We start from the raw sequence: 16284 nt of genomic DNA, 5'->3' as shown, positions 1-16284 counted from the left end.
TTGAACGCCTCGTTGTACTTCGCCATGAAAAACACCCCAAAGGTTGAACGGGTGTCCAACTTTTGGGGTGCAGTTCATCTGCCGGCCCTTTCTTTTAGTTTCCTCCGTTGCCAGCCTCGTATGACCTTGAGACCCAGGCCACTGTTCCATTTGGGCACGGGCGTATGCCCTGCCCTCCAGTGTCGTCGCCGGTTCCGCCGGGCCACGTAATGCACAACCCTTCCACTATCCACTGATTGTTCGACGATGGCGACGAAAACCAGCTCACAACCGTTCCTTGCGATCCACCAACACCTCTCCAAACGCCCGATTGGCAGGACAAGATTTTGCCAGCCGCATCGCTTCGTATAGATCCCTGAGGGTCGCCACAGCCTTGACCGTCATAGACCTGCTGCCCACCTGCCGCTGAAGGAACAATGGCTCCCGCCGCAAAGAGGTAACCGTTCGCGGTGACATTCCCTACACTATTGACGTTTCCATTCGACGTCAATTGACTTGCGACGACGGCCCCCGTTGCCACCATGTTCCCGTTAGACTGAACAAGGTTTCCGTAGATTCCGTTCCCGATCATGTTTCCGGCGGCCGACACGTTCCCATATGATTGGAGTGAGTTACCGTAGACTCCGTTGCCGGTCACGTTGCCCCCCGCAGACAGATTTGCCGCTGCTGACACCGACCCGTTCGACTGGAAATTACCCACGCGATTCATCGCCTGGTTGTTGGCGTCCATCGGACCAGTCAGATTGAGCGAGCCATCCCGTTTATAGAACTGGTTCATCGACTGAGCCAGCAGCGAGGTGTTCCCCACCCGCATCATCAAAACACCGGCAGGCGCGCCGGGCAACGGGTTCGCAGCGCTCCAGGTCGCGGCCATGCCCGTGATGAGCGCCGGGTTTTCGGCATAGGACGCCCCGCCGTCGACACCGGCCCTCTGCACCGCAGCCGCCATCAGGTCCGTACGGATGTTTCCTGAGGCATCACGATACCCTGTGGTGGAGTACATCTGCCCCGGGATCGTGCAGTTGGTCAGGCCGCCGGCGCAGTTGGTCGGAACGAGATCGACCTTGAAGGCGATGCCCAACGGGCTCGCCTCGCTGAAACCGATCGGTAGCAGCTTCAGGTTGATCAGGTCCTGAATCGTCGGGTGCAGCGGATTCGCCACCGTGGCCGTGACGCTACCCGCCGTGATATTGGTTGGCGTGCCCGGGCTGGTCGCGAGTACCGCCATGTTGTCGAACACATACGTGTTCACGGCCTGCGCCACGTTCTGCATGTACTGGCCCGTCCCCATGGCCAGGGCGTCATCGATGGCGCTGTTCGTGGTGTAAATCATGGTGGCCAGGCCCACGGCCGAGATGGTCAGCTGGAACGCGGCGTCGGTCATTAACATGTTGGGATCCCCGGATATGCGAAACCCGGCCATGTGCGGCCGGGTTCTCAGACTTCGTTACTTTGCACCCGAATGGGGTGTCGGTTACCTCTGAAAGCTCTGCTATTTCATAGCGCTTTCACCGGCAACTCGCTTAGGCAACGACGATGTTGATCGTGTTGTTGCCGCCCGAGCACGAGATCTGCGACGGATCTACCGAGCCGCCCACTGCCTTGATCACCGTGCCATTCACCACGATCTTGCCGGCACTGCCTTGGTAGGCCGCCACGAGCGAGCTGCAGGCGGCGTCAGGCTGTTGCGACAACGTCCATTGGATCGCGTCATTGGCGCTCAGCAGCTGCGCCGGCGCCACTGCCAGTTGCGCGCCGCCAGGCTGCACGATGACGTTATTGCCTGCGACCGTCATGGTGGTCAGATCCTTGAAGATCCCGTTGTTGATCAGCCCGCTCATCGACACCTTGCTGTACTGGCCGCGGTACGTCGCCTTCGTCTTCCCCACTACCGAATTCAGCTCGGACGTCAGCTGCTGCACTTCAGTGTCGGTGAGCGTCCGGGCGAATGCGACCAGGACGGCGATCAGCACGATGCCGGCGACAAGCAGGTAAATGCCGTATTCCTCGATGATGCCGGCGCCGCGCTGGCGGGCGAAGCGGCTGTTCGACCGGATCGGCCGAACCTTTGCCGGCATCAGCGGCGTGGCAGTGGAGTTGTCGACGGACACGTCTTGTTTATTGGCTTGCTGGCTCATGTTGCTTCTCCTTGGGAAGTGGAATCAGGGTTGGGTGGTGACGGTCGACGGCGTGACATGCTGCTTGGACATGCCGACAATCTGGGAACGGCCCTTCATCTCCATGGCGATGAAGAACGGGGTGAACGACAAGCCGGTAATGAGGAACGCCATCGCCACCGACATGCGGCGGTTGAATGCAGAGGCGCGACTGAGCATCAGCGCCGGCGTCTCTTTGAGCATGTCCGCCGCTACCTTGCTCAGCATCTTGGACATGTCTTCCTCGTACTCGGCGATGTCTTGGATGTTGAAGCTCGTCTCCTTATCAAAGAGGCCGGTATCGAATACCTTGCCGCCTTCATTGGGGATGTATTCGAGGTTCAGCTCGATCCGTTCGATGTGGTAGGCCAGGTATGGATATGCATTGGTGCGCATCAGCGCCAGACCAGCCGATAGGCTCTTGCGATCGCCCCCGACGCGCTTCGTCACGGCCGAGAGGCCGGCGAAGAACTGCGCACCCTGGAACCGCCGGAAGAAGTCAAAAGGAAGCGTGTTCCGATCGAGCCACCCGCGATACTTGCCCACATACCGGGTCGTCGCTCGGGCGGTCCAAACCACGACACCGATTTCGGCGGCGAGGATCAACCAGCCCCAATGGCGCAGGAACGTCGTGCTGACATGGAAAGCAGTGCCAAGTGGCCCGTACTGGCTCGGGTCAAGCAACGCCTGGAACGATTTCTCCAGCTTCGGGCCGGCGTAGAAGGCCATCGTCGCCAGATAGAGATGAAGGATCAGGCCCGTGAAGATCACCCCGGTCAGGATGGCCACCATGCCCATCCGGGCCTCCTTGAGCGCCAGCAGGTTCGCGCCGAGCGTCTCAAGCCCCTCGCGGATGTCACCACCCTCTTCTGCAACCGCAAGAATCGGGATGTCCTCATCCGGAATCGTGCCGCGGAAGACCTCGGTGAGCGTGGATTGCTGCTTCTCCCCATCCATCCCCTCGAACCTAGCCAGCCAGTGCGCGGACAGGCGGCCCAGCGGCTCGCCGGCGCGCCGGGCGGCGTCCTTAGCGAAGAAGTTCGAGATCGGCTCGCCCGGCATGGCGGCGATGCGCTTAGCGAGCGCCGAGTAGTAGGTGCCGCGTTCGCCTCGGAATCGGAACTTGGCCCAGATAAGCCGGTCGGCAAACACGCGGTCACCGGATTTCAGGCCCGGCCGCACGATGCGCGCCTGCACCAGCTCGCCGAGGCGGCTCATGAATTTGAGCATGGTCAATTTCTCCGTTGCAGCTCACGCTGGCGCTTCGCCTCGTAGGCGTCGAGCGACGTGATCCGCTCGGCCTCGCGCGGGTCGATGATGCCGGCGTAGACCTTGTTCATGGCCACCTCGAACACCGTCTTGCCGGTGCTGTCGGGGATATCGAAGCCCGATGTGCGCTTCGTGCGCTGGTAGGCCGCCAGCTCGATGTTCATGGCGTCCCGGATATAGATCAGATCCTGCTCGTCCGGCTCGAACATTTCGGCCACCACCGTCCGGCCGCGTGCCCCATTGAGGTCCGGCAAGTTAGGCCGAGCGCAAAGCTCGCAACCCACGGGGTTGCGCAATCGGATGCCCTCCACATCGAACTTGAACAGGCGCTCGATCTGTTGCAGCTTCGCCGCGCCCAGGACAGTCTTCATTTGCGCACCATGCAGACCGCAGGTGCAGGTCTTGGGCAGCAGCGCCTGGTAGACATACAGATTGATGAAGCCGGGCGTGGCCAGCACACTGCGCGGGATTCGAAGCTCCCCGTCAGAGAGCCGGTCCGGTGCGGTCAGCGCGCTGGGCGCGTGAACCGTAGTGAGTGCGCGCAGGCCCGCGCCGGCGACGTCCCGGAACAGGCCCGCCGACTCGTGGTCCCGCAGCTCCCCCACCATCACGAAATGCGGGTTCATCCGCTTGATTTGCCGCTTCATCGCAATGAAGGGGTCTTCGTCGCGGTTACCGCTGTCGAGCGTCCGGGAGACCGAGAAGTGGTGCGTGCCCGGCGCGATGAGTTCGACCGGATCTTCCACGGTCATCTTGTTCATCCAGCCCGGCAGCCGCTGCATCACCGCCTGGGCCGATGTCGTCTTACCGGAACCCACCACGCCGACGAACACCGTTCCACCGCCCAGGTTCAGCGTGCAACGATCGAGAAGCGCCGCCTGCTGCGGGAAGTAGCCGAGGTCTTCCACGAAGTCGACGATATCGGTCTGGGCTTCCTCACGGTGGACACGCATGACTGTGACATGACCGTTGACGCTCTGCGCCGAGGCCCAGCGACAGACGATGCTCTGCCCGTCGACACGGGTCCGGATGCTGGTCTGCTGCGGCAGCGCGCGGGAGAACGCGTTGTGGGATCCGCCCTTCCCCTTCTGGTAGATGTGCGACAGGGTATCCAGAAGCACCCCCGTCTCCATGCGGAAGTCAGGCGGATCCACGAGATAGCCGTCGATCGCAAAGCGGATCTGCGAATGCGTGCCCTGATCCACGATTTCCCAGTGGATGTCGGACGCCTTCTCGCGCACGGCGAACCGCAGGATCGCCTCGAAGTTGTGCCACAGGGCGCTGGCCGGTCGGCGGCCGGCAGCGGGTGCGCCGTCTGCCAGACCCATCGGATCCACGCCACCGCGCGAAAGCGCCACCATGACTTGTGGGGCAGCCACGTGCAGCATGGGCGTGGCTGCGTCGTAGCGCAGTCGCAGCTGACGCAAAATCTCCTCGGTGACATCCGAGTTCACCATATCCCGGGTCAGGATCACCGCGAAGGTACCGCGACCGGCCGCACCGCTGCCCTCCGACACCAGAACCGGGCAAATCGAATGGCGCAGGGACTGCGACAAGCTCAATTCCTCGTAGAGCGTACTGAGGAACACGGGCAGATCGTCGGCCGTGCCGATCTCGGCTACGGCTGCAGGCGGCGGCGCAAGCGTCGGCTCTACCGGCGCAGCGGGCACGAACGACACAGCGTTGCCCGTGAGCACGGTAACGCCGTTCATGCCGCTGGCCTTCGCCCGCTCGGTTTTGGAGAACAGTCCCATTCCGGCCCCTCAGCGCTGCGCGACGGGAGGAATGCCGCCCGGCGCCGGTGCAATCGGGGGCATCAGCGGCGGGGCCGGCAGCGACGACGGCTGCGGCAACACCGGCGCCTGGCCAAACGGCGGCGGCGTCATGCCAGGAAGCGTGCCCAGCGGCAGTGGCATGGACGGGCGAGCGGCGCCCACCTCCACACCCGCCGGCCGCTGCTCGAACAGGTTCAGCGCATCGTCCTGCTCATACGGCGCGAAGATCTTTGCTTTCCCCTTCGTGAGCGTCGTGCCGCTCTCGGAGATCGCGTTGACGGTATAGCCGCGCCACTTGGCGCCGACCTTGGCCGAATACGTCTCGCCGCCCCATTGCACATAGCTGCGCAGTGACACCGCGCCGCCGGCGGCCCGGCCGTCCACGCCATACAGGGCGATGGTGCGCGGCCGCGACCGCTCGGCCTCGGCCTTCACCTGTGCGGGACTGGGTGCTGCCAACACTGCGGCGGGCGGCGCGCCCTTGTTCAGGTCCTGTTCCATCTTCTGGAGCGCAACGCGACCGTCCGCGTCGATCAGCTTCTGGGTGATCGTCTTGCTGTCATCGTCAGCATAGGCGCCGCCAACGATGGAAAGTGCGAGGATTGCGGCCAGCGTGCGGCCAAAGGTTCGTGCGTAGCGCATGGTTTGTCCTTTAGTCACGGGCGTAGGCATCGCCCTTGACCGTCAACATGAATTTGGATTGCTTGAGATCGGGTGCAGCGTCCAGATTGACGGCGAGTTCGACAGACGTGGCGGTCACCGAGGCGGGGAACGTCTTGAATTCGGCAGCGTTGCGCAGCGGGCCGGACATCTCCCAACTGGCCACCTTCACCGGATGGTCGATGGCGGCCTGGCCCTGCGGCGGGACGAGTCCGAAGAAGCCGAACTCGTCCAGCGCGGCCTTGCCGGCCACCGGCCGGAGCACCTGCAACTGCGATCCGAAGTCCGCCCGTAGCGGCATCGAGCCAGGCAGGCGGCCAAATACATCCCCAAGGCGGGCCGCATCGCCCATCCGAACCCGCGCCAATACGTCCACTGCCGTGTCGCCTTTTTGGAAGCGCGGATTGGTCGCCCAATCCGGCATCGCCTCGAGGAACGTGCGGTTCGTGGCACCGCGTGTCGCGTCCTTGAGGACATACGTTGCGGTGCAGTCGGACTGCGGAGTGACGATCTGCTCGCACTTGACCGTGGACAACGTCCAGCCGCCCACCGACAACGGCGCCACGGTGCCAAACCATTGCGTGAAGGCTGGCAGCGCCAGAGCCGCACGGGCGATCGGCGTGCCCGCGCGCGACATCAGGTCGTCTGCGTATAGTTCGGCCGGGGTCTTCTGCGGAGGCGGCGGATGGAGACGGCGCTGGTAGGCGTCGTATTCGGCCTTACCGTATTTCCAACCCACGGCACCCACTGCTGCCAGGAGCACCACGACGAGCAATTGCTTGCGTTGGGTCGTGGCGCGCGGCTTCTTCAGCACCGCGAAGGCGCCGGCCACCTCGACCAGCTTGGCCAGATCGAATTCGACGTGCGAGATGCGGCGGTCCTGCGGCAGAAGCGCGATCAGCTCAGGCGAATTGCCGACGAGCTTGAATTCGCCGTCGCACTTCGTCGGGAAGTCCGCAACGAGGGCGGACAACGTCCGCTCATCGGTCACAACCTGGTCGAAGCCGACACGCGGGCGGCCCTTGACGATGCCGCAGACGAGATAGATCGGCGCACCGCCGGCGTGATCCAAACGGAAGACGAAGAGCGCGTTGGGCACCAGCTCGGGAACGCGCGACAAGGCAGCCGCCGCCGAGTACAGCTTGTCCTTGATCTTGGCCTGTGCGTCTGCCTCGTTGAGGTACCCCATGTGGAGCGCCTGCTCCTCGTGCCAGATCCGCGTCGCCCTCACCTCCCGCGCGATGTTGGCGGCAAGCGCCGTCGGCGTCCCGCTGCCCGTGAGGGTGCGCCACTGCATGCCAAAGACGAGCTTCTTGCCGTGGATGTCGACAATCATTGCGCGGCCTCACTCATTGCGTGCCTGTTCTCTGCGCCAAGGCGGTAGCGCTTGCGCAAGTAGGCCCTGAAATCCGCTCCGTCGCGAAGAGGCGATGCGTCGTTTCCCTGCATGCGATACAGCTTCACTTCACCGGAGGACGGCAAACTCAGGCGACCGCGCAGTGCGTGCTGCCACGCAACACGGAACTCGTTCCGGAAGCCAAGATGCCGGCCGGCAAACAACGCGCACAACGTTGCAGACCAGAACAAGGTGATTGCCAGGAACTGGGCTAGGAACACGGCCAGACGTTCGGGATCGCGCTGCGCGGCAGCGAGTATCGTTTGGATGGCGTTGACCGTGCCTGTTGTATCGAGAAGCAGGCCGCCTACGGCTGTCCAAAAAATGAGCAAGGGCACGTAACGCGCCATCCAACGGCAGAAGTTCATCGCCATCACGCCGACATTGCAGATCTGCCGCATGTACGTCGACAGGGAGAACGCCGCGCGGTGTCGCATGGCCGCGTATTCGCTCTCAGGCACGGCGCCCAAGTCGATGCCGTCGACACGCACGTGAAGGAACTCGTCGTTGCCTGCGTCGATGCGGTGCGCGAGGTGCAATCCATAAGCGGAGACCGTGGCTTGATACACCACAGTGACCAGACATGTGGTTATCGCCGTCCCAATCATCTGGTCCGGCCGCTGAACGCCGACCATCGCGATACCGGGAAGCCACATCATTGCCGCGAGCCAACAGTGTTCGCGGTACAGGCGGGAGAAATCTGCCCAGAAGGTTCGAACTCGCGCCATGTCAGCTGCCTTGTTGAATAGTAGCCTCGCCCTGGTCCTGCACCATGACGGTAGCGAGCACGAGCGTGAAGGTGCGCGTCTTCGAGGCGGTCATCGAGCCGCCGAGAATCATCGGCAGCGACTCGCCGAGCGTGCGACGCGTCAGTTGGGTGTCATCCTGTTCGAAGGCCGTCATCACGACCGTCTGGCCGTTGCGCACGATCAGGTCCTGCTTCGGAATGCCCTTGGCGACCAGGTTGATGTTTTGCACCGACTGCTGGTTATCGCCCGACCCGGACGTGAATTTTTCCAGCGGACCATCCTGCTTCGACTGGTCGAAGGCGATCTGCAGGTTCACGTCGTCACGCGTCGTGGCGTCCGCATAGACCTGCAGCTTGAAGCCGACCGTGGCCGTCGACGTGCTGATGCCGGGAATGCCGCCCGTGCCGCCGGCGGTCGTGGTCGCCGGCGTCGTATTGGATACGTAGGAGAACGTGCGCCGGTTGTTGTACTGGAACGCGTGGCGGTTGCGCATCGAGATGGGGATCGTCACCGACGATGTTACGGTGCCGTACTGCTTGAGCGCACTGACGATGGCCTGCGTGCCGGTGAAGCCGCCGGAGTTCATCGTGAGGCCGAAGCTGCCGGCGGTACTCGAAACCAGCGTGGATGGGGACAGCGCGGACAGCGTGAATCCGGGCACGTTCTCGAGTGCCTTCGTCAGCATGGCGTTCCAGTCCACGCCCGCCTCCCCGTTGTCCGCAACCGACACGTCGATCATCTGGAACTTCAGCGTCACCATGCGCGAGTAGATCGCGATCTGGCGCCGAATGATGTCGTCGGCCGCTTCCACGGCCTCCCGCGTGTCGCGCATGGTCAGCAGGCCGGTGCCGCGGTTCAGGTCCAGGTCGCCAACCATGGTGCGCACCGGGTTCAGGCTCTTCTGGATCTCCGCCATGTCGTCAAGCTCTTTGAGCTCGGCCTTGGCCGCCGCGTCGATCTGCGAGGAGTTGGAACCGCCGCTGTTCCCGGTGCTGCCCGATCCCTGCGTGAACTCCGTCGTGAACGAATTCGTGCCCGGCTGGATCGGCAGTTGCCACGTCTTCGTGGTCAGGCGGTAGAAGCGGATCACGCCTTTGGACGGCAGGAATTCCCAGTTGATGCCCAGACGCGTCGCCACCAGGTCCAGCATGGTCGCCAGCGGCATCTTCTCGCTGTTCTTGAACTCGACGTTCAAGGCGTTTTCCATGAGCGGGGTTGCCTGCACGCCGGCGGCGGTCGACGGGCCACCCGCCACCAGTGCTGCCGGCAGCGGGCCGCCAAGCGTCGGCGCCGGTCCGAGCGAGCCATTCGGCGTTGCCGGGCCGTTAACCGGGGTAGTCTTGAGCGCCTGCTGCGCCTGAGGCGACAGCGTTCGCGGCATGAGCACATTCGCCGGCAGATACACGTCCGAATCGATCTTGACCGGGATGCCCGTGGCCATCGTGATACGCTGGGCAACCACGGCCAGCGGCATGGTGCGCTCCGGGAACATCACCCATGTGTCAACGTTGTTGCGCAGCGCCAGCGGAAGCGTCACGTTGCGGGCGACGGCCACGCGCTTGCCAGCGAGGAAAGGGCGCGACACCTCTTGCTCGGCTTCCACGGCCGCGCGGTCGCGGCGAATGCGGGCGTACAGATCCTCGGTGGTCTGGTACGCCTGTGCGCGCGTGTCGTCGGTGGTCTGCCGGACGTCCTTGACGAGCGTGGGCGAGACGCAGCCGGCGAGCGTCGAGCAAACGAGCGCAGCGCAGGCGGTCGGTCGGAGAATGCGATTGAGCTTCATGGAGAGCGCCTCACTTAGACGGGTCGCACTTCGTGGTGAGCTTCACCACGCGCACATAGTTGTTGGAGTAGAAGCAAGGCTTCAGGCTGTAATCGGTCATTTCCGTGGCCGAGAGCACCCGGCGCACGGCGGTCTTGAAGTCGCCGGAGAACGCATCGACGCCGCCGATCTCTACGTCCTGGTCGAGTTCCCACGGCGCGGCGGTCCATCCGGCGTCACGCGCCCACTTCTCGATCAACAGCCGATAGTTGCCGTCCGCCGTCGTAACCGACCAGTCGCGAACCAATGGGGCTTGGCTTGCCCCCGACGAAGCCACCACCGGCGCGACGGCCGTGGATGAAATGGCCTGAGCGACGGACAGCGCACCCGTTGCCGTCGCGGCACCCGTGCCCGCCGAAGCGGGTTCCGGCACCGTCACCGCCCCCTTGGGCTGCGCGAGGCCGCGGCTGTCTGACAGCAGCTGCCAGCCGCCTCCGGCCAGCGGCTTGCTCGGCTCGAAGTTGCCCGATGCCGCCGCGCCAAAGGGCGAGCTACCGGGCACCGCCGCCTGCGCGCAGACGGTGAGAGCGGCGGCGCCGCTCAACAGAACCCGGCACATCCGGGACAACGATCGAGGCTGGTACATGACTGGTTTCCGTTGGAATTCGTATGGGTTACTTGCTTGGGGACTGCAGCTTCTGGTAGACACGGGTCGCGTAACGCAGCCGCTTGTCCGGCGCGCCGGCGTTGTAGCAACCGACTGCCGTCCACGTTTCGCCGTAGCGGCTCAGGCAGTCGGCGAGGATCCAAGTGCCCACATAGGCGTTCGTGCAGGGATCGAAGAGGCTCTGCCGGGAGATCCCAAACTTGGCGAGGCGCGGCAGGTGAGCAGAGTTGATCTGCATGAGGCCGATGTCCTCGCTGCCGTTCGTGTTCCGGTTCGTGACCCCGGCGCGCATGCCGGATTCCACCAGCGCGATTCCGCGTGCCAGCGTCGGGCTGACGCGATGGAACGCCGCCGCATCGTCGAGGCAGTCGGCATGCGCTGCGCCGGTCAGTACCAGGCCTGCAACGACCATCGCGATCACGCGCCACATCACGGTCATTGCACGCTGCCCGCACGTTCGTAGAAGCGCACTTCGGGAAGCCGATCGACGCGCACGACGTTGCCGTCAGCAATGACGGTCAGGTGGTCCGCGACGCCGTTGAACCTGTAGTAGCGATCCTTTTGCTCACCGCTGGCCTGATGGTTATCGCCGAAGACGGAGATGCTGGCCCTTGACTTGGAAAAGCTTAGGTACGTCGCACCATCCTTCTCGAACACCCTGTCGAGCCCCGCCTCGTTCTCGCGCGGAAACAGAAAGTTGATGCCCGGCACGCGGGCCACTTCGACACGCTTGCCGTTGCCAGTCGCCGTGAAGTGGTCGACCGTGGGGAAGGACAGGACCTTCTCGGCTTCGTCCCACTTCGTGCGCAGCCGGTCGCCTGCGCCGTCCCGCAGCTCCAGGTCGCGCGGCTCGGCGGCGAATCGCACTTCGATCCGTCCGTTCTTGGCATCGCGGATGGCCAGCGCATTGAACGCGGAAGCCAGGGTCGGGCCTTCAGGCAGCGTGCTCCCTGCCGGTGCGCTCGTATCCGGAATCGGGGCGGCTACCGTTTGCGCGGCGGCGGGCGCCTCGCCCGGCGCGGAGACGCGCATCATGCCGCCGGCCGCTGGGCCCTTGACGGCGTCTACTGAGAACGCCTTGGGCGCCGTCGCGCGCAGCGCAATGTTGCGCCTGGTGAAGTCCACTTCTGCGTACAGATCCCGCTGCTCAAGGACGCGGGCCAGTACCTGGAGCCAGTTCTCGCCGGCGCGGGCTTCCAGCGCCACATCGTCGGTCAGCGGTATGTCCTTCTGCGCGGTGCCGCTCCAGCCGGCCGGCGCGATGGATTTGACCATCTGCGCCAGCGGCATGGACGAGCGGCCAGCCCGGACCAGCGGCAGTTCCGCATAGCTGCCGATCAGGGCAAGCCGGCCGGACACCGCTGCGAGATTGAGCGGCATGTCGCCAGCCGGATTCGCGGGCTCGGAGGTGAATCCATTCGCCCGCTTCCAGCGCGCCACGACCGGCTGGCCGTTAGCGGTGTAGCGCAGCACGTCCGGTACACCATCGATGACCCAGTACGGTCCATTCTGGATGGCTCCGTCCGCCAGCACGACTTGACCGTGCCGAGGTTGGATGTAGGTCGACAGCCCGTCGTTGAACACCATGGCCGGTCGATCCGCAGCGCGCGCAACCACCTGGTAGTCGAAATCGAGCGGGTCGGTGTCGGCCGCGAACGCCTGTGTCGCTACCAGCGCGAGGGCAGAGAGAATGAGCGGCCTGATCATTGGAATGTAGCGACGTGTTTCATGAAACGGGAGAAGTACGGGCCACCGCGCTCCGGATTGGCGCTGTGGTACCAGGCGACCGCCTTCATGGCCGAACCGCTGCGTTGCAGGTTCTCGGCAAGGATGTCTTCGGCCACGCGGATGTTCGTGGCCGGTGCGAGCGCTTCCCACGGCGATGCAAAGCGTTTGCCGTGGTAGCACCAGTTCACCTGCATGAGGCCAAGGTCGAAATCGCAACGATCGTTGGCGAGTAACCGGCTCACAGCCGCATATGCTTCCTCGCGCGTGGCGAAGAACATGCCTCGCCCGGCGACATTGAGCGTCCACGGCCATGGCCGGCCACGGAACGAAGACTCGTTCATGGCGATGCCGGCCGTGATCTTGGGATCGACGCGGCTACCCATCTGGGCAAACGGCTCGGTCTTCGGTGCACATTTCCAGCCGCCGCGGCGCTCGGCGAGCGCCTCCTGCGCAGCGTCGTTCAGCACCACAGGACGTAACCAGCCCTCACGCACGAATAGCGCGGCAATGGGCGTTGGCTTGCCATCGAGCGTTACCACCGGCCCCGCCTCTGCGCCGGGTTCGATCTGCGCGCCCAGCAGCCGCGCCGACCACCCTAGAAAGGCGTCCAGACCGCAGTACAGGACTGGCTTGCCCTCAATGGCGTGAACGCGCGCCTGACCATCCGCCCTTACGACAATCGCATTGGGACTTACGACGGCTTCGATCGTAGCAGCCTGAACCGTGAGCGACGCGACGGCGCCACACAGGAACGCGATGAGCGACTTAGTCACGGTAAGGCTCCAGCACGATGTCATGCTTGACCTGGACCATCATCTTCTGCCCCGGCTCGGTGGAGATCGTCGGGCGAATGTTCTGGTTTCGATTCAGGATCGTCTGCGCCGTCTGTGTCGCAACCTGGCCGGCCGCGTTGCCGTAGGCCACAAGCCCAGCGGGTCCGACCGTGGTGGTCGTCGGGTTGTCGTTGAACCGTAGCGACAGCGCACCGATTACCAGCGCGCCGCCGAAGATCTTCAGGAAGTGGTTGTTGACATCCCCGGTATTCCCGGCGGTACCGTCAGGGTCGGCGCCCTGCATACCGAGCAACGGGACCGTCTTGCCATTCGGCAACTGCATCCGAACGAAAGCGGTCAGGAGACGCTCCTGACCTACTGCGATGTCGGCGCTGTAGACGCCCACCAGCGTTGTACCCGCCGGAATGATCTTGCAGTCGCCTTTGACGGTGTCGTAGACATCCTGCGACACGCTCGCACGGAATTCGCCGGGCTTGTCCGAGTTGAGGCCACCCACGAAATTGGCCGGGATGATGAATCCGCGGCTAAGCGTGCATTTCGGCAGCTTTCCGTCGAAACTGGTGCGCAGCGTGCTCATGGATCCAGCCTCACGCAGAAACTGCTTATCCCCGGTCAATGCCGGTGCACCCGCGTCCTGACCTTGGGCAGCTGCCGCTGCAGCACTCGCGCGCGCCGCCGCCGCCTGCTGCAACGCCCGCATCTGCGCTGGGTCCGTCACGTCTGACACGCCGGCGGCTCCCTTGCCCTCGAGCTGCGACTTGCGCACGCCACTCTTGTAGATTGGCGCGGTGAAGATCGTGTCGCGCTCGTTCTTCTTCCCGTCGGGGGCAGCACCTCCCTTGGCACCCGATGCCAGATCGCTGGCCGTCAGGAGGGGCGTCTTTGTCGTGTCGGGCGGGATTGCTACCCTGCGCTGCCGCTCGGCTTCCGCCCGCGCCTTCTCTGCCTGGTCGCGGATTGTCTGCTCAAGATTCTGGGCGCCTTCGGATGAGCCGGCGCGCGCGCGGATCTGCTCGGCGCGCTCCTGCTCTGCCTTCTCGTCGTGCTGCGTTTCGCTGATCGACTGAAAGTAATAGCCCAGCGCGCCTACCAAAACGGCCGCCACGCTTCCCAGCGCCACCACGATGTTGCGCGGTAGCTTTCCCTTGACCGTGCGCTGCTGCGCGTCGGTCACGTCAGTGACGTTAGGAACATCCTTCTTGCGCCCGCGCATCAGAACAGCCCCAAAATCCGACCGCGGCCCCGCTCAACCCGCACTTCATCATTGCCGGAACGCAGGACAATGGTGTCGGCCAGACGCTGCACCACAAGATAACCCCCGCGTCGGATGGCATTGACGACCACGTAGTCACTGCCATCCTTGGCCAGCGCCACCGGCCAGTTCTGAGCCGCTCCCGTCGGAAGCCGCAGCCACAAGGACTTGCCGTCATCGAACGCGGTATCGGGCCTGAAGCTGGCGCTACCGGAGATCGAGTACTCGAAATTCAGCTTTTCGGGGGAAACACCGACCGCCGCGTCGGCGTTGCGCTCTTCCCCGCCCACCGGCCGGGCTTCTTCGCCAGCGTCGGCCTTTGCCTCATTGCGCGCCTTCACTTTCGCGGCGATCGAGGTCGGAATGCGAAACCGCACTTTCTGGTAGAAAATTCCTCCAAGCGGCGACGATACAAGCGTGAACTCGTAGCTGCGCTTGTTCGTATTGACCGACAACGTGTTCACGAGACCGGCCGCCTGTGGCTTGACGTAGAGGTGATTGGCACCGTCTGTCTCATAGTCCCAGCGCACGCTTTCACCCCAAGCCGGCTCGCCGACGATCTGCTCGTCGTCAGGGAATTCGATCGTCGTCATCTTCAGCGGCGCGCTGAGCACCCGGAAAATCTGGTCGCGGCTGTAGCTGAATACAACCAGCCGCGAGTCTCCAGGCAAGGCAACGGGGTCCACACCGCCATTGAATGGATTGGCTGGGTTCATGGCGTCAGTCATGTCGCCAACGCTCAGACCGGCCAAGCCGGCGCCCAGGCGGGCGGCGGGCTTATCGGCGGCATGGCCTTCAGGCGCAGAGAGAAGCAACGCCAGCGCGGCAGCGACGGCGAACGGGAAAATCCGAGAGGGCTTGCTGGCTTCCATGGGAGCTGAGCGCGGCATCACGCCTGCGACTTTTGGATGCTGAAGAAAACGGGATAAATGCCGAACGGATTGGTGCCGAGTACGGCGTCGCTGTTCGGCGGCTTGACCTGATATCGGAAGGTGATGGCGTAGCGTTGCTTGCGTGGCTTGTATCCGTCTTCGCTGGTTGCGGTGATGAACTCCACTGCGACCGTGCTGTCGGGCAGCACAGCGATATTGAGGATCTTCGGTTCACGCACCAACGTGGGCGACGAGATGACTTGTCGGATAGGCTGGTCATCGTCCACCCATTCCTGGAATTGCTGCCTGCCGGAGCCCACCATCTGTTCACGCACAGAGCGAAGGTTCTGTGCAATGCGCGAGCGCTCGACGTCGGTACTCAGAATCGGTTCGATCGTGAACCAGCGGGTGACCAGGTCCTTGAAGGCCCATTTGAGGGCCATGTCGTCGGGACGGTAGTCCACAAGTTCGCGCACATACGGCTTGCCGGTCGCGTCGGCCGAGACGCCGACGGTCTTCACGACCGATGGCGGCGACTCACGCGTCATGATCGCCGCGAGCGCAATGAACCCGATGCCAAGCGTCGCGATCTTCCAATGATTGCGCTCCACAGCAAGGCGTGTCGTGCGATCAAAGATCAGCTGCTCGGGATTCTCGTCGCCATACATCCCCGGCGCTACGGTCAGGGGCTTGGCCTTCTCGGATTTCTTGGAAAAAAGACGCATGCGGCGTTCCTATTGGATGCCGCCAATTGGAACAGCTAACCACGTCGAATAGAGGGTGAAAAGCTATGCGATTTTGCAGAGCTTTCTGCCGACAGGGGTTCTATGCTCGATTCGGGCTGGCCGCCGCCCCATGGAGAAGGGCCGCTGACGCGCCACCGCCGTAGCCACGCCACCGGTCCATGTACATACGCTCCTGAGACAGGCGCCGGGTGAAAGAATGCGTACCGCTTCGGCCCTGGGACGCCCTTTTTAGGGCCGCTAACCCAGAAAGCTCACATATTTATGTGAGCTTTCTGAGGAAATAGGGTGAGCATGCTCACGCTTTTGCGTTCGCAACAGCTGCGAGAGCGCGCGGATCCGCGGGCCCGGACGTCCTAGACCGCTCAGCCCGCCACTTGCCCAACGCCGGACGTCGGAGCGATCAAGGGATGGTTTCCCAGAAAGCTCACGAAAATCGCATAGCTTTCTCCCCTCCACAG

Annotated in this window: 15 protein-coding genes; all 15 read right to left on the bottom strand. The window is 63.7% G+C overall.

All coding sequences use genetic code 11. The features are described from left to right. Nucleotides 1-94 precede the first annotated feature (94 nt). Nucleotides 95-1390, bottom strand: coding sequence for an adhesin (locus SB751_RS20880; RefSeq protein WP_410748502.1), 1296 nt, complete (start codon nt 1388-1390; stop codon nt 95-97). Nucleotides 1391-1523: 133 nt separating this feature from the next. Then, nucleotides 1524-2138, bottom strand: a complete 615-nt coding sequence (locus SB751_RS20875) for a type 4 pilus major pilin (protein ID WP_410748501.1) — start codon at nt 2136-2138, stop codon at nt 1524-1526. A 24-nt stretch (nt 2139-2162) separates the two neighbouring features. Then, nucleotides 2163-3386 carry a pilus assembly protein TadE gene (locus SB751_RS20870; protein ID WP_410748500.1) on the bottom strand — a complete coding sequence of 408 codons (1224 nt, stop codon included), beginning with the start codon at nt 3384-3386 and terminating at the stop codon, nt 2163-2165. 2 nt (nt 3387-3388) lie between these two features. Further along, a complete protein-coding gene (locus SB751_RS20865; RefSeq protein WP_410748499.1) occupies nt 3389-5179 on the bottom strand; it encodes an ATPase, T2SS/T4P/T4SS family in 1791 nt (596 codons plus the stop codon). 9 nt (nt 5180-5188) lie between these two features. Beyond that, complete coding sequence (locus tag SB751_RS20860; RefSeq protein ID WP_410748498.1) at nt 5189-5842, bottom strand: hypothetical protein; 654 nt, start codon at nt 5840-5842, stop codon at nt 5189-5191. Nucleotides 5843-5852: 10 nt separating this feature from the next. Continuing rightward, the gene (locus tag SB751_RS20855) at nt 5853-7196 is read right to left on the bottom strand and encodes an ATPase (RefSeq protein WP_410748497.1); all 1344 of its coding nucleotides are present in this window, start codon (nt 7194-7196) and stop codon (nt 5853-5855) included. Beyond that, nucleotides 7193-7984 (bottom strand): hypothetical protein, encoded by a 792-nt coding sequence (locus SB751_RS20850; protein WP_410748496.1) that lies wholly within the window; start codon nt 7982-7984, stop codon nt 7193-7195. The genes SB751_RS20855 and SB751_RS20850 overlap by 4 nt, the downstream gene beginning before the upstream one ends. A 1-nt stretch (nt 7985) precedes the next feature. Next, nucleotides 7986-9788 (bottom strand): protein PilN, encoded by a 1803-nt coding sequence (locus SB751_RS20845; RefSeq protein WP_410748495.1) that lies wholly within the window; start codon nt 9786-9788, stop codon nt 7986-7988. A gap of 10 nt (nt 9789-9798) precedes the next feature. Beyond that, nucleotides 9799-10413, bottom strand: coding sequence for a toxin co-regulated pilus biosynthesis Q family protein (locus SB751_RS20840; protein ID WP_410748494.1), 615 nt, complete (start codon nt 10411-10413; stop codon nt 9799-9801). Nucleotides 10414-10441: 28 nt separating this feature from the next. Next, on the bottom strand, nt 10442-10864 hold the full coding sequence (locus SB751_RS20835) for a lytic transglycosylase domain-containing protein (protein ID WP_410748512.1): 423 nt from the start codon (nt 10862-10864) through the stop codon (nt 10442-10444). A gap of 5 nt (nt 10865-10869) precedes the next feature. Continuing rightward, entirely contained in the window at nt 10870-12141 is a 1272-nt protein-coding gene (locus tag SB751_RS20830; protein ID WP_410748493.1) for a TrbG/VirB9 family P-type conjugative transfer protein, read from the bottom strand. Continuing rightward, nucleotides 12138-12935 carry a lytic transglycosylase gene (locus SB751_RS20825; protein ID WP_410748492.1) on the bottom strand — a complete coding sequence of 266 codons (798 nt, stop codon included), beginning with the start codon at nt 12933-12935 and terminating at the stop codon, nt 12138-12140. Before SB751_RS20825 ends, SB751_RS20830 begins: the two co-directional genes overlap by 4 nt. Then, nucleotides 12928-14169 carry a TrbI/VirB10 family protein gene (locus tag SB751_RS20820; protein WP_410748491.1) on the bottom strand — a complete coding sequence of 414 codons (1242 nt, stop codon included), beginning with the start codon at nt 14167-14169 and terminating at the stop codon, nt 12928-12930. Before SB751_RS20820 ends, SB751_RS20825 begins: the two co-directional genes overlap by 8 nt. Next, nucleotides 14169-15080 carry a TrbG/VirB9 family P-type conjugative transfer protein gene (locus SB751_RS20815; RefSeq protein ID WP_410748490.1) on the bottom strand — a complete coding sequence of 304 codons (912 nt, stop codon included), beginning with the start codon at nt 15078-15080 and terminating at the stop codon, nt 14169-14171. Before SB751_RS20815 ends, SB751_RS20820 begins: the two co-directional genes overlap by 1 nt. A gap of 17 nt (nt 15081-15097) precedes the next feature. Beyond that, entirely contained in the window at nt 15098-15805 is a 708-nt protein-coding gene (locus tag SB751_RS20810; protein ID WP_410748489.1) for a VirB8/TrbF family protein, read from the bottom strand. Nucleotides 15806-16284 lie beyond the last annotated feature (479 nt).

It is taken from the genome of Cupriavidus sp. SIMBA_020 (assembly GCF_046535395.1).
GTDB lineage: Bacteria > Pseudomonadota > Gammaproteobacteria > Burkholderiales > Burkholderiaceae > Cupriavidus > Cupriavidus campinensis.
The sequence above is the reverse complement of the archived record's forward strand: the minus strand, read 5'-3'. Positions and strand labels throughout refer to the sequence as shown.

What these genes read in the sequence shown, in the direction of transcription:
- SB751_RS20880 (WP_410748502.1), bottom strand. Translation starts at nt 1,390, where the DNA reads ATGTTAATGACCGACGCCGCGTTCCAGCTGACCATCTCGGCCGTGGGC.
- SB751_RS20875 (WP_410748501.1), bottom strand. Translation starts at nt 2,138, where the DNA reads ATGAGCCAGCAAGCCAATAAACAAGACGTGTCCGTCGACAACTCCACT.
- SB751_RS20870 (WP_410748500.1), bottom strand. Translation starts at nt 3,386, where the DNA reads ATGCTCAAATTCATGAGCCGCCTCGGCGAGCTGGTGCAGGCGCGCATC.
- SB751_RS20865 (WP_410748499.1), bottom strand. Translation starts at nt 5,179, where the DNA reads ATGGGACTGTTCTCCAAAACCGAGCGGGCGAAGGCCAGCGGCATGAAC.
- SB751_RS20860 (WP_410748498.1), bottom strand. Translation starts at nt 5,842, where the DNA reads ATGCGCTACGCACGAACCTTTGGCCGCACGCTGGCCGCAATCCTCGCA.
- SB751_RS20855 (WP_410748497.1), bottom strand. Translation starts at nt 7,196, where the DNA reads ATGATTGTCGACATCCACGGCAAGAAGCTCGTCTTTGGCATGCAGTGG.
- SB751_RS20850 (WP_410748496.1), bottom strand. Translation starts at nt 7,984, where the DNA reads ATGGCGCGAGTTCGAACCTTCTGGGCAGATTTCTCCCGCCTGTACCGC.
- SB751_RS20845 (WP_410748495.1), bottom strand. Translation starts at nt 9,788, where the DNA reads ATGAAGCTCAATCGCATTCTCCGACCGACCGCCTGCGCTGCGCTCGTT.
- SB751_RS20840 (WP_410748494.1), bottom strand. Translation starts at nt 10,413, where the DNA reads ATGTACCAGCCTCGATCGTTGTCCCGGATGTGCCGGGTTCTGTTGAGC.
- SB751_RS20835 (WP_410748512.1), bottom strand. Translation starts at nt 10,864, where the DNA reads ATGTGGCGCGTGATCGCGATGGTCGTTGCAGGCCTGGTACTGACCGGC.
- SB751_RS20830 (WP_410748493.1), bottom strand. Translation starts at nt 12,141, where the DNA reads ATGATCAGGCCGCTCATTCTCTCTGCCCTCGCGCTGGTAGCGACACAG.
- SB751_RS20820 (WP_410748491.1), bottom strand. Translation starts at nt 14,169, where the DNA reads ATGCGCGGGCGCAAGAAGGATGTTCCTAACGTCACTGACGTGACCGAC.
- SB751_RS20815 (WP_410748490.1), bottom strand. Translation starts at nt 15,080, where the DNA reads ATGGAAGCCAGCAAGCCCTCTCGGATTTTCCCGTTCGCCGTCGCTGCC.
- SB751_RS20810 (WP_410748489.1), bottom strand. Translation starts at nt 15,805, where the DNA reads ATGCGTCTTTTTTCCAAGAAATCCGAGAAGGCCAAGCCCCTGACCGTA.